Here is a 12,695-nt window from a genome sequence, read left to right as displayed (position 1 = left end):
GTCGCTGCTCATGGTCTTGCTGATGATTCCAACCAATGCTCTGGCATCGTCAATTACAGATTCTACCACCGGTACGCTCAACATTACCAAGGAGGGGTCTGCGTCCACATTTGCGGTTTACCGACTGTTTGACATGTCGGTTGCGGCGGGGGCAGATGCGTTTACCTATACCGCCAACGCGAAGTTTTCCAGCTTCTTCAGTGCGGCTGGCGCACCGACCGCCAAAGATATTTCCGGGTACGACGCGAATCAGCTGAAAAAATTTACCGCCGATCTTCGCAGCTACATTTCCGGTCCGGACCATCTGGTGGGCACCACCGACGATGCTGTTCCCGCGACAGCGACGGAAACCGCGGTGAAAACCTCGGGTGATACATACACAGCGACCTTTCACAACATTGCCATCGGCTACTATCTGGTTGTCGAAACCGCAACAACAGGCGCAAGAGTCGCTTCCAAAGATTTTCTTGTGTCTGTGCCGACCGGAACAACAACGGGCGGCGTAACGAACTGGAACTACAACGTTACGGCCAAATGCAAGGACTCTACGGTCACGTTCGATAAAACGATCATGAAGGATGACAAGGATGTGGACCGTGTTACCCAGAATATTGGCGACACCATCCAGTATAGGCTGGTCGCCGACGTTCCGAAATACGACCCCAGCGCGAAAGACATTACGTTTGATATCAGCGATATTATGAGCAAGGGCCTTACCTTTGAGACAAACAGCGTTGAGATTGTGGGCATTGACGGCAGCGGAAGCGATACAACTTTAACGCCTTCCACAGACTATACGGCCACTTCGGCAAAGAACGGGAAAGGGGAAACTACCATCTCCATCCGCTTTGTATATGACAATATCAAAAGTTACAACAGCGTAAGAGTCTACTATCGTGCAACGCTGAATCAGGATGCCGTAATCGGAAGCGCGGGCAACCCCAATGAAGCTTACTTAATCTATACGAACAACCCAGATACCAAGACGACCCATGAAACCGAGCATCCCAGAACCTATGTGTATACCTTTGGCATTGCAATTGAAAAGGAGGATGCGGCCAATCTGCAGACCAAGCTTTCCGGTGCGGAATTTGCGCTGCTGGACAGCACCGGAACAAAGAAACTCGCGGTTTACACCTATGACGCGTCCGGAAAGGTTGTCATCATTAATTCGCCAAATACTTCCGTCGTAACAGGACCGGACGGCATGGTATACTTCTTGGGTGTAAAGGAAGGCACCTACTTTATTCAGGAACTGAAAGCCCCCGCCGGCTATAGCATTCTTCCCGGGAAAATCAAGGTAGTCATTACGGCGGTGATGGGTTCCGACCATCAGCCTACCGGAGACTTTACCTGCACCTACAGCCTAAACGATGGTGAGGCGAAAGAAACTTCATACACCTATGCAGATTCTCCCGCGAATACCTTGAAAATCCTCGCAAAATTCCAGATTCAAAACGATCAAGGCTTCATTCTGCCTGGCACCGGCGGAATCGGAACCACGATTTTTACCGTGACCGGCATTGCAATCATCCTGGTCGGATGCTTCATGGCATCTTATCTGTACTTAAGAAAAAGAAGGAACTCCCAGCATTAAGTCCTGCTTGTAAAAAATAAGATCTTTTAATTGCGGGGGACAGCGGGTCTGTTCCCCGCGGAATAGAAAAATCAATAACAAACCGGAGGCACGGGACTGTGAAAAAAAATATTCCCGTCATTGCTATATGCTGTGTTCTGCTGCTTGGCGTTTGTGTCATCCTGTATCCTGTTATCAGCGCAATTTTAGCCAAAATGACGCAGACTGTCACCATTTCGAACTATCAGCGTGCCGTGCAGAATCTTTCCAATCAAGAGATTGAAGCCATGAAAGAGGACGCACGAAAATACAATGAAACACTTTACAAAACCGTTCTTTCCGACCCCTTCTCGCAGAAAAAGGAGCTGGATGCCAACTATGTTAAGCTTTTAAATATTGGGGAAGTCATGGGGTATATCGACATTCCGAAAATTAATGTTTATCTTCCCATTTACCACGGCTCGTCGGAGGAAATTCTTCAAAAGGGCGTGGGCCATCTGCAGAATACTTCCCTCCCAATCGGCGGGAAAAGCACACACGCCGTGCTTACCGGTCACCGTGGGCTGCCAACGGCCACCCTTTTTACAGACCTTGACCAGCTCGTTCAGGGTGATTTGTTTTATATTCACATCCTCAACGGGGAACTGGTGTACCGGGTGGACCAGATTAAGGTGGTGGAACCGGAGGATACGTCGGATCTTGTCATCCAGCAGGGGGAAGATTATGTGACGCTGGTCACGTGTACCCCGTATGGGATTAATACCCAAAGACTTCTGGTGCGCGGAACACGGGTGGAAAACGAATCGGTGCAAAGGCGGGCGCAGCCGGAACTGAAGCTGGTCAATGAAGTAGCCGTAGTGCCTGCGGGGCTGCTTGTCGTGATTGCGCTGCCTGTTGTCTTACTGATCAGAAGAAAGAGAGCGGTCAGAAAGTGAAAAAAATAGGAGGAATCAGCCGGAGCGTGGGAACAAAAATTTCTGCAGTTCTAGTCGTAGCCGGTATGCTGATGTATACCTACCCGATCTTATCCAACTTTCTCAGTGAAAAATACACCGACCTTTCCATGCAGTCTTTCAAGGAGACCGTCCAGTCTATGAAGGTGCCGGATTCTGTTTCCGGGAGTACCCGGAGCGAAACGAACCGATTGGAAGCGCTGCGAACCAAGGTAGAAGCATATAATAAGGAACTTTTTGACGAGGGACAGAAGGATTTGACAGACCCATTTTCCTATGAGGTAAGCAGTTTTGACCTCTCGGAATATGGAATCGAAAATAACCTGTTTGGATTTATTGAGATCCCAAAACTAAACGTAAGGCTCGGTATTTACTTGGGCGCAACCGCGTCCAACATGTCCAAAGGTGCAGTTCATCTTACGCAAACCTCGCTGCCCATTGGTGGGGTTAACACCAACGCGGTGATTGCGGCGCACCGCGGAACAAGATATCAGGATATGTTTTTACATATTGATCAGCTGAGCGCCGGTGACAATGTCATGATTACCAATGCATGGAAAACGCTCACCTACCGTGTGACTTCTACCGACATTATAGCCCCAAACGAGATTGAAAAGGCGCTGATTCAGCCGGGCCGGGATATGATAACGCTGATCAGCTGTCACCCATACGGGAAAAGCACGCAGCGTTATGTGGTTTATTGCGACCGCGTGCCGGAAGGCTTTTAAGTTTCCTTGAATATCCGGAGAAGAAGGGATGGCGATACGATGAAAGTGCTGCCAAAACGGGGAAAAGCAGGAATCGCACTCCTGATTGCGGTTTTACTGGCACTTTTCACGCCGCCGCGGGCGCTGGCGTCCTCTGCAATAGACGGAGGCAGACTCGGCTCCCTGACCATTCAGTTTTCGGGCGACGATGTGGGCGTGGGAGCGTCCCTTTCGGGGGTAGAATTTACAATATACCAAGTTGCAAGCCTGTCGAGTTCGGGAAAATATACTCTGACGAATGACTTTTTAGGGTGTGGATTAGAACTTGATAAGCTGTCGACCGCCTTTGAGGCTTCCGCTGTTTCAAAAAATCTGGCCGCCTATGTGTCTGCAAAGAAAATTAGCGGAACTTCGGACGTTACGGGCTTAACCGGAGCGATAAAATTTAATAACCTTTCGCCGGGCTATTATCTGGTGGTACAGACCAATCGTTCCCAAAATTCGGAGATTCACCGCATCTGTGATCCTTTTCTGGTTTCTGTTCCGTTTAAAAGCAGCGAGAACAGCGGCTGGATTTACGATATTACGGCCAACTCCAAAAGTATTGTGGTGAACGGAGCGGTTATCCTGCATAAAATTAGCAGCTCGGGCGCTTCGCTACCCGGAGCGGTTTTTCAGCTGGATAAAAAAATTTATTACACCGATTCGGCAAGTGTGCCACCGGGGGTAAAGACCGGTTCCGATGCCGGCGGAAGCTTTTACTGGAGCACCGTGGTCACAAAGCTGACCACCAATGGTTACGGCCAGCTGGTGGTGACGAATCTTGCGTACGGTCAATATCGTTTTATTGAAACTTCTGCGCCTGCGGGGTACCGCTATGATTCCACGCCGCATAATTTTTCCATTACGGCTTCGGGCTCGGTTCAGCTGGTGGATGGAAAGTATGTGACCGCTTCCGGTACTGTGCAGACCATTACGGTGGTCAATTTTTCCGGAGGCGGCGGTGGAGGCGGCGGGGGAGGTTCGGGTCATCATCCCCCGGTTAGCTCAGAAACGACCGAAAGTTCGCCGGTTTCCTCCGATCCCTCGTCTTCGTCCACCCCTGTAGCCGCAGTGACCTCATCCCCTTCGGAAAGTGCTGGCAAACCGCCGCGCGACGGGTTTGATTTCCCCAAAACCGGGGGCAGCATATGCTATGCCGTTTGTACCTACGGCGGGGCAATCCTGATGCTGTGCGGCGTCACAGTGTTCGGGTTTACTAGAAAAAAGGAATAAACTGGAACGTTTTTCGATATCGCCAACCGGTACTTATGGTAAACGGTTTGGAAATCAGCAGTGCTGTTTTGCGTTTCGCACAAGGGAAAAATAGATCATCCGCTTGTGCGGTGTTATCATTATATATGTCTAGATGAAAATAGGGCAGCCAGGGAATTTCCCCGGCTGCCCTATTTCTATCCAGACCACTAAAAACTACGGCATAAAAATCCAAAGCCTTAATGGACTATTAATCCAATTAAGAAAGAAAATCCGGCGCCAAGCAGCATGGTTGCCGGAATGGTGATGAACCAGGTGACGACAATATCCTTTGCTGTGGTCCATCTTACGGCGGTCAGCCGTTTCGACGAACCTACGCCCATAATTGCCGATGAAATTACGTGGGTGGTGCTGACCGGTGCGCCCATGGCAGTCATGACCTGAATAACCGCCGCAGAGGAGGTTTCCGCCGCAAAGCCTTCCACGGGTTCCAGCTGAATCATGTTAACGCCGATTGTTTTTATAATCCGCCATCCGCCGAGTGATGTGCCAAGGGCCATAGCCAGCGCACAGATCAACTTAACAACCAGCGGAACACCATCGGTCGATTTAATTACTCCGCCGCTTACCAGAGCCATCGTAATAATGCCCATGGTTTTCTGGGCGTCGTTGCTGCCGTGGGAGTAAGCCATTAAGGCTGCGGACAAAATCTGCAGTTTGGAAAAGCATTTGTTCACCTTGTTGCGGGAAACCCTTCCAAGGAATAAGTAAATTAGCTTCATTACGATATACCCAATGACAAAACCGATCACAGGGGAGGAGAAAAGGGGAATAATCACCTTGTCCAATATGTTTGTCCAATTGACCACTTCCAAGCTGCCGGTGGCAACCATCGCGGAACCAATCAGACTTCCGATCAGTGCGTGGGAGGAACTGCTCGGCAAAGCGATGTACCAGGTGAAAAGATTCCAGACGATGGCACCGCATAGGGCGGATGCAATAATATATTGTTCTGGGGAGCCGTTTAAAATGCCTGATGCGATGGTGTTTGCAACATTTACGCTGACAAGCGCGCCAATAAAGTTCAGCGAAGCGGACATCAGGGTCGCAGCGCGCGGCGACAGGACTCGTGTGGAAACCGAAGTTGCGATGGAGTTTGCTGTATCGTGAAAACCATTGATGAAATCAAATATAACAGCAAGAAGAATAATGACAGCAACCATTAAGTTAATCATTTCCCGAAACAAACCTTTCAATTTTAAACAGCATTTCAGAGCTGGTCACTCAGAATTAAAATGATACCAAACAATTTCTGAGTATAAGTTTTTTATTCCGCAATGTCAATGACAAGCGGTAAATATAAAGAAATTTTTTAAAATCTGCCGCTTTTAAAAGAACCGTGTCGGAACCGGAAGAATGCTTTCTCAGTTCAGAAAAGAGGACAAATCCATCCCAGAATCGCTGATTATTACGACTTCGTCAGTGGCACTTAAGACATTCCCAACTGGAACACATACGGAACCGGCAAAGTTCCGCCAAAAAACCGCCGCCGGCGCCCCAAATTTCTTTTTGGAGCGCCGGCGAAGATATCCAGCCAATGGTTTCCAGTTTAAAAAGAACATCATTTTGTAAAGCGTTTGTACAGTGCATTCAGGGATTTTTTTTCAATTCGCGATACATACGAGCGCGAGATGCCGAGCTTCTGCGCGACTTCCCGCTGTGTCAGGGGGGCTAAACCGGTTAAGCCGTACCGCAGCTCAATAATTTTGCGTTCCCGCGGAGTCAGAGCTTCCGTCAAAAACTTTTTCAGCTGTTCGGACTTTATCTTACAGTCCAAATTTTCCAGAATGTTGTCTTCAGTCGCCATAATATCCATTAGCGTCAGTGTGTTGCCGTCTTTGTCGGTATCAATCGGTTCATTAATTGATATATCCTGGGCGCTCTTTTTGGAGGAACGGAAAAACATGAGTACTTCATTTTCAATGCATCTGGCTGCATAGCTGGAAAGGCGGATCCCTTTGCTGCTGTCAAACGTATTCACCGCTTTAATCAGCCCGATGGTTCCAATCGAAATCAGGTCATCTTGATCATTGGAATTGGCGTAGTATTTTTTAATTATGTGCGCTACAAGCCTTAAATTATGTTCGATTAACTCATTTTTTGCCGATAAATCTCCTTTTTGAATTCGTTCCAGACAGTCCTTTTCTTCCTGCGCTGTCAGTGGGTGGGGGAAGGAACCGGAACCTGTTACGTGCAGAATAAAAAACAACAGACCCGAAAGTGCTAATCCCAACGCGGCACCAAACATTGGCATCACTCCTTTTGAGCAGTATATGTTTTTTTAGGGAACCTCGTGCAAGTCCGGAGTTTAAAAATCCATATTCCGCTTTTTGAAAAAAGGACTTACTTTGGGAAAAAGTCCTTGAAAATTCAAGTTGACGATGGAATGAAAATAGAGTACAATAATTGCACTGGTTTAAAGCATAAAATACATAAAACTTTAAATTGATAAAGTAAATGAGAGGATGGCTATGTATGAAAAAAGCGATTGCGCTTCTGCTGGCGGGTGTTATGGCGCTTTCCGGTACGGCGTGTTCCTCGGCAAGCAGCACTGCGTCGGTTACTCCCGCAGGAGAGAAAAAATTTAAAATCGGTGTGGTTCAGCTGGTGGAGCATCCGGCTCTGGATGCGGCCTACAAAGGGTTTGTCGAAGAGCTGAAAGCGCAGGGGCTGGTGGATGGCAAGAACCTTAAGCTGGAATTTGAAAACGCCCAGGGGGAACAGGCAAACTGCCAAACAATCGCTTCCAAACTGGTAAACGATAAATGTGATTTGATTCTTGCCATTGCAACACCGGCCGCGCAGGCGGTGGCGAACGCAACCAAGGAGATTCCAATTCTGGTAACCGCGGTGACAGACCCGGCGGACGCCAAGCTGGTTACTTCCAACGACGCGCCCGGCGGCAATGTTACGGGTACTTCCGACCTGACTCCGGTGGAAGAGCAGATGAAGCTGCTCAAACAGATTCTTCCCAGTGCCAGGAAAGTCGGCCTTCTGTATTGTTCCAGTGAATCAAACTCCAAATTCCAGATTGAGATCGCCAAGAAATCCGCCGCGGCGCTCGGACTGGAAACGGTGGAAGCCACAGTCTCCAATTCCAATGAAATTCAGCAGGTCACGCAATCCCTTGTGAGCAAGGTGGATGCGATTTACACTCCAACCGACAACATGATTGCTGCGGGTATGGCAACGGTTGCCATGGTAGCGCAGCAGGCAAAACTGCCGGTCATCGTTGGGGAATCCGGTATGGTGGATAAAGGCGGTCTTGCTACATATGGTATTAATTATTATGATCTTGGCCAGTTAACGGCCAAACAGGCGGTCAAAATTTTAAAGGAGGGTGCGAAACCGGCGACCATGCCAATTGAGTACTCCAAAAACTACACGCTGACCTTAAACAAGGATGCGGCCGCGAAAACCGGCATTACCATTCCACAGGAGCTGCTCGACAAGGCGGCTTCCCAAAGCAGTTCCGCCTCCAATTAATTCGGAAGAAACCTCTACAAAATAAAATACTCAAAAAAGAACAGTATTCCGCGTAGCGATAGGGAAAACGGCCCTATCGCTCACGCTGCATTAAGGAGAAGTTAAAGTATGGAATTTATTCAATCCCTGCTCGCGGCCATGCAGGACGCGGTTGCCCAGGGTGTTTTATGGAGCATTATGACGCTGGGGGTCTACATTACCTTCCGTGTTTTGGATTTTGCCGACCTGACGGTGGACGGCAGCTTTGCGACCGGTGGAATTATATCTGCCATGCTGGTCAGTCATAGTGTAAACCCGATGCTTGCGCTGCTGGCGGCGTTGCTCGGCGGAATGCTGTGCGGCTTTGTGACCGGCTTCTTACATACCAAACTTGAAATTCCCGGGATTCTGGCGAGCATTCTGACCATGATTGCCCTGTATTCCATCAATCTGCGCATTTCCAATTTTGCTTCGAATGTGCCGCTGCTGGGCGTTTCCACGATTTTTGACCAGTTTGGCTCCGTTTTAAAGGGAGTGGGCAGCAATGTGATTTCATTAATCATCGGCCTGCTGTTCGTAATCGTAATCATTTCTGTTCTATATTGGTTTTTCGGCACCGAAATGGGTTCCTCCATTCGTGCGACCGGTGACAACGAGTATATGGTACGCGCCCTGGGCGTTAATACCAATACGATGAAAATCATCGGTCTGGTACTCAGTAACGGTCTGGTGGGGTTATCTGGAGCCCTTGTCGCCCAGAACCAGCACTTCGGCGATGTAGGAATGGGAACCGGCACCATCGTCATCGGTCTGGCTTCCGTCATTATCGGCGAGGTGCTGATGGGCCACCGTTTTTCCTTTGCCTATAAGCTTGCGTCCGTGGTAGTCGGTTCCATCATTTACCGTGTGATGATTGCGGTCGTGCTTCAGCTGGGACTGAAATCTTCCGACCTGAAGCTGCTGACCGCCCTTCTGGTGGCCATCGCTTTGTCGATTCCGGTGATGAAGCGCAAACTCTTTACCAAAGTGAAACCGGCGGAAAGCGAGGAAGAACCGAATGATTGAGCTGAAAAACGTATCCAAAACCTTTAATGCCAATACTATTAACGAAAAACGTGCGCTGGTGAATCTGAACCTTACGATAGAATCCGGTGATTTTATTACAGTGATCGGCGGTAACGGCGCAGGAAAATCCACCATGCTGAATCTGATTGCGGGGGTGTTTCCCTGCGACAGTGGGAAAATCATGCTGGACGGTGAGGACCTAACCCGCCTGCCGGAATACAGGCGGGCAAAGCTGCTTGGTAGGGTGTTTCAGGACCCGATGCGCGGCACCGCAGCTGACATGGGAATTGACGAAAACCTTGCCATGGCATACCGCCGCGGAAAAAGCCGTGGTTTCCGCTGGGGCATCCGCAGGGAGGAGCGCGACCTGTACCGGGAAAAGCTGAAAACGCTGGAGCTGGGTCTGGAAGACCGCCTGACCAGCAAGGTCGGACTGCTTTCCGGCGGCCAGCGCCAGGCGCTTACCCTGCTGATGGCCACGCTGCAGAAGCCGAAGCTTCTTCTTCTGGACGAACACACCGCAGCGCTGGACCCGAAAACAGCGCGTAAGGTGTTGGAACTGACGGATGAAATCATCAGCCGAGATCATTTGACGACCTTAATGGTCACTCATAATATGCGCGACGCCATCCGACTTGGCAACCGTTTGATTATGATGGACGAGGGGCGGATTATTCTGGATATAAAAGGGGAAGAAAAGAAGAACCTTCAGGTGAAAGACCTGTTGGAACTCTTTGAAAAAGCAAGCGGCAGCGCGATGGACAACGACCGGATGCTGCTTTCCTGAATACAACCGGGCAGGGGTGCCGTACAGTGAACTGCAGTTCATTGTACGGCATTCCTTTTTGAAGCATGGCGGCCCGGCGGAGGATTCTGTATTTTAGCTCAACTCGTTTGAGTATTTTGCAGAAATCTCTATATTATTTTTCGAGAAAATCAAATCATTTGCTATTCCGGGTGAAATAAGGTACAATAGTAAAATCAACTGCGTTGATTTTACATTCAAAAAATTGCTGCATGGCACAAAGTGCCTTCCCGCCTGGCGGCGGACGCAATTTTATGGCGGCTGGGTGCGTGGACTTGTGGCACGATAGTAAAAGCAACGTGAATGTCGGAAGCGGAAAGGCACGGTCATCGCTTTTCATGATTTCGAATTGATAGGCTGAAAATTCCATCAGCGCGTTCATAAATTTTTATTTCTGGCGGAGGATTCATATTGAAAATGACGAGCAATCAAATACTGGACTTACGGAAGAAAGTTTTGGAGAAGGAATTCTCCCGAATGAATAATATGCAAAAGGAAGCCGTCTTTCATGTGGACGGGCCGCTCTTGATTCTTGCCGGTGCGGGCAGCGGAAAAACCACGGTTCTGGTCAACCGCATTGCCAATATTATTCGCTACGGCAACGCGTATGCCAGCAGCCAGATTTCCCCGGAGTTTGGCGAGTTGGATCTGTCCGCGGTGAATGACTTTTTGGCACAGGGCACTCCCCTTCCAGAGGAAACCGTCGCTCGCCTTGCGGTGAATCCTTGCCGACCCTGGCAGATTCTTGCCATTACCTTTACCAACAAGGCGGCAGGGGAACTGAAAAACAGGCTGGTGGCTATGCTAGGCGAACCAGGAAACGATATTTGGGCTTCCACGTTCCATTCTACCTGTGCGCGACTGCTGCGGCGTGATGCGGACAGGCTGGGGTATTCCGCCCATTTTACCATCTACGACACCGACGATTCCCACCGGTTGATGAAGGACTGCCAGAAGGCGCTTGGCATCGATGACAAGGTGCTGTCCTACAAGGCGATTTTATCTGCAATTTCCCATGCGAAAGACAGCATGGTTCTGCCGGACGAATTTGAACGGCAGGCGGGAACCGACAATCGGCTTGCCATGATTGCTAAGGCGTACCGCCTTTACCAGAGCCGCTTGAAGGACGCGGATGCTATGGACTTCGACGATCTAATCTGCAACTGCGTCCTCCTGCTGAAGGATCATCCCGATGTACTGGATTATTATCAGAATCGGTTCCGCTACGTGATGGTGGATGAATATCAGGACACCAACCACGCGCAGTACCTGTTAGTTAATCTGTTGGCCCAGAAAAGCCAGAACCTCTGCGTGGTCGGCGACGACGACCAGAGCATCTATAAATTCCGCGGCGCAACCATTGAAAATATTTTGAGCTTTGAAAAAAACTTCCCAAAGGCGAAGGTCATTCGGCTGGAACAGAATTACCGCTCCACCAAGAATATTCTGAATGCCGCGAATGCTGTGATTGCGAACAACGTTTCCCGAAAGGGCAAGACCCTTTGGACGGACAATAAAACCGGCGACAAAATCGGGGTACATACGTCGTTCAGCGAACAGGATGAAGCGGAGCAGATTTCGAAAAAAATTCTGGAGGAAGTCGCTAACGGCCGCAAATTCCATGATTTTGCCATTTTGTACCGTATGAACTCCCAGTCCAATACGCTGGAAAGAATGTTCGTCAAGTCCGGCATTCCGTACCGTGTAATCGGCGGCCTGCGGTTCTATGAACGCAAGGAAATCAAGGATATGATCGCTTATTTGAGCGTGATCAACAATCCAAACGATGAAATTCGTCTGCGCCGCATTATCAACCAGCCGAAGCGCTCCATCGGCGACAAAACGATTGCGCAGGCTTCGGAAATTGCGGAGCAGGTTGGCGAAAGCCTGTACGATGTAATTTGCCATGCGGATGAATATGAGCCGCTGAAGCGTACCGCGCAAAAGCTGCTTCAGTTTGCCTCTACCATGAAGGAACTCGTTGAAGCGGCGGAGGACGAAACCGTACGGCTGAGCGAACTGTACCAGATGATTTTGGACAAGACCAACTACATTGAGGCGCTGCGCGCGGCAGAAGGAGACGAAGCGCAGGACCGCATTGAAAACATTAACGAACTTGCCTCCAACCTGATTCAGTATCAGGAGGACAACGGCGAGGAAGCCAGCCTTTCCGGTTTCCTGGAGGAAGTATCCCTGATGACGGATATTGATAATTACGACGAAGACTCCGACAGCGTGGTTATGATGACCATGCATTCCGCGAAGGGGTTGGAATTCCCGGTCGTTTTCCTTCCTGGATTTGAGGAGGGAATCTTCCCCGGAATACAGGCCATTTACAATCCGACGGAAATTGAAGAGGAACGCCGTCTTGCCTATGTTGCCATTACGCGTGCAAAGGAAGAGCTTTATATTTTGAACGCCGAAAGCCGGATGATTTTCGGCAGCACGGTGCGGAACAAACCGTCACGTTTTATTCAGGAAATTCCGGAGGAACTGGTGGAGACCAGTCGTTCGCGTTCCTGGAAGAAACCGCAGCCGGGAACGGTACTTCCCACTTCTTCCCGGGACGCCCGCGTGGCTTCTACGGAAGCGGCGCGCAACTTCGGTCCCGCGGAAATTGCGCGCGGTTCGGTGCCGGCGGTGCGCTTTAAGCCGGGCGACAGCGTGTACCACAAAACGTTCGGCAACGGCATGGTTGTTTCCGCCACACCGATGGGCAACGACACCCTTCTGGAAATTGCCTTTGATACCATTGGAACCAAAAAGCTGATGGCTAATTTTGCGCGGCTGCAAAAATGCTGACTGGTTAG

At 49.7% G+C, this 12,695-nt stretch carries 11 protein-coding genes; 8 read left to right on the top strand and 3 right to left on the bottom strand.

The genetic code is table 11. The annotated features are described in order from the left end of the window. The first annotated feature begins 10 nt into the window (after window positions 1-10). From ACSVDI_RS11030 to ACSVDI_RS11015, 4 genes are all read left to right on the top strand, one after another. Entirely contained in the window at window positions 11-1,597 is a 1,587-nt protein-coding gene (locus tag ACSVDI_RS11030; RefSeq protein WP_457942932.1) for a SpaH/EbpB family LPXTG-anchored major pilin, read from the top strand. A 98-nt stretch (window positions 1,598-1,695) separates the two neighbouring features. Further along, on the top strand, window positions 1,696-2,511 hold the full coding sequence (locus tag ACSVDI_RS11025; protein ID WP_457942930.1) for a class C sortase: 816 nt from the start codon (window positions 1,696-1,698) through the stop codon (window positions 2,509-2,511). A 26-nt stretch (window positions 2,512-2,537) separates the two neighbouring features. Further along, window positions 2,538-3,257, top strand: a complete 720-nt coding sequence (locus ACSVDI_RS11020; protein ID WP_457942928.1) for a class C sortase — start codon at window positions 2,538-2,540, stop codon at window positions 3,255-3,257. A gap of 39 nt (window positions 3,258-3,296) precedes the next feature. After that, entirely contained in the window at window positions 3,297-4,511 is a 1,215-nt protein-coding gene (locus ACSVDI_RS11015; protein ID WP_457942926.1) for a SpaA isopeptide-forming pilin-related protein, read from the top strand. Between the two features lie 218 nt (window positions 4,512-4,729). Here ACSVDI_RS11015 and ACSVDI_RS11010 read toward each other — a convergent pair whose 3' ends face one another. Next, a complete protein-coding gene (locus ACSVDI_RS11010) occupies window positions 4,730-5,725 on the bottom strand; it encodes an anion permease (RefSeq protein WP_457942925.1) in 996 nt (331 codons plus the stop codon). Between the two features lie 386 nt (window positions 5,726-6,111). Further along, entirely contained in the window at window positions 6,112-6,798 is a 687-nt protein-coding gene (gene sigK, locus ACSVDI_RS11005; protein ID WP_457942924.1) for an RNA polymerase sporulation sigma factor SigK, read from the bottom strand. Window positions 6,799-7,025: 227 nt separating this feature from the next. Between sigK and ACSVDI_RS11000 the strand changes: the two genes are divergently transcribed. The 3 genes from ACSVDI_RS11000 (at window position 7,026) to ACSVDI_RS10990 (ending at window position 9,867) form a co-directional block, all read left to right on the top strand. Further along, window positions 7,026-8,036 (top strand): ABC transporter substrate binding protein, encoded by a 1,011-nt coding sequence (locus ACSVDI_RS11000; RefSeq protein WP_457942923.1) that lies wholly within the window; start codon window positions 7,026-7,028, stop codon window positions 8,034-8,036. A gap of 108 nt (window positions 8,037-8,144) precedes the next feature. Continuing rightward, a complete protein-coding gene (locus ACSVDI_RS10995; RefSeq protein ID WP_457942922.1) occupies window positions 8,145-9,080 on the top strand; it encodes an ABC transporter permease in 936 nt (311 codons plus the stop codon). Further along, a complete protein-coding gene (locus ACSVDI_RS10990) occupies window positions 9,073-9,867 on the top strand; it encodes an ABC transporter ATP-binding protein (protein WP_457942920.1) in 795 nt (264 codons plus the stop codon). The genes ACSVDI_RS10995 and ACSVDI_RS10990 overlap by 8 nt, the downstream gene beginning before the upstream one ends. Window positions 9,868-10,021: 154 nt before the next feature. On the opposite strand, the gene ACSVDI_RS10985 is transcribed toward ACSVDI_RS10990, so the two are convergent. Continuing rightward, window positions 10,022-10,267, bottom strand: a complete 246-nt coding sequence (locus tag ACSVDI_RS10985) for a hypothetical protein (protein ID WP_457942918.1) — start codon at window positions 10,265-10,267, stop codon at window positions 10,022-10,024. A 95-nt stretch (window positions 10,268-10,362) separates the two neighbouring features. Between ACSVDI_RS10985 and ACSVDI_RS10980 the strand changes: the two genes are divergently transcribed. Next, complete coding sequence (locus tag ACSVDI_RS10980; RefSeq protein ID WP_457942916.1) at window positions 10,363-12,687, top strand: ATP-dependent helicase; 2,325 nt, start codon at window positions 10,363-10,365, stop codon at window positions 12,685-12,687. Window positions 12,688-12,695: the final 8 nt, after the last annotated feature.

Source organism: Caproiciproducens sp. LBM24188 (assembly GCF_054130445.1).
This window is presented reverse-complemented; position numbering and strand designations above follow the sequence as displayed.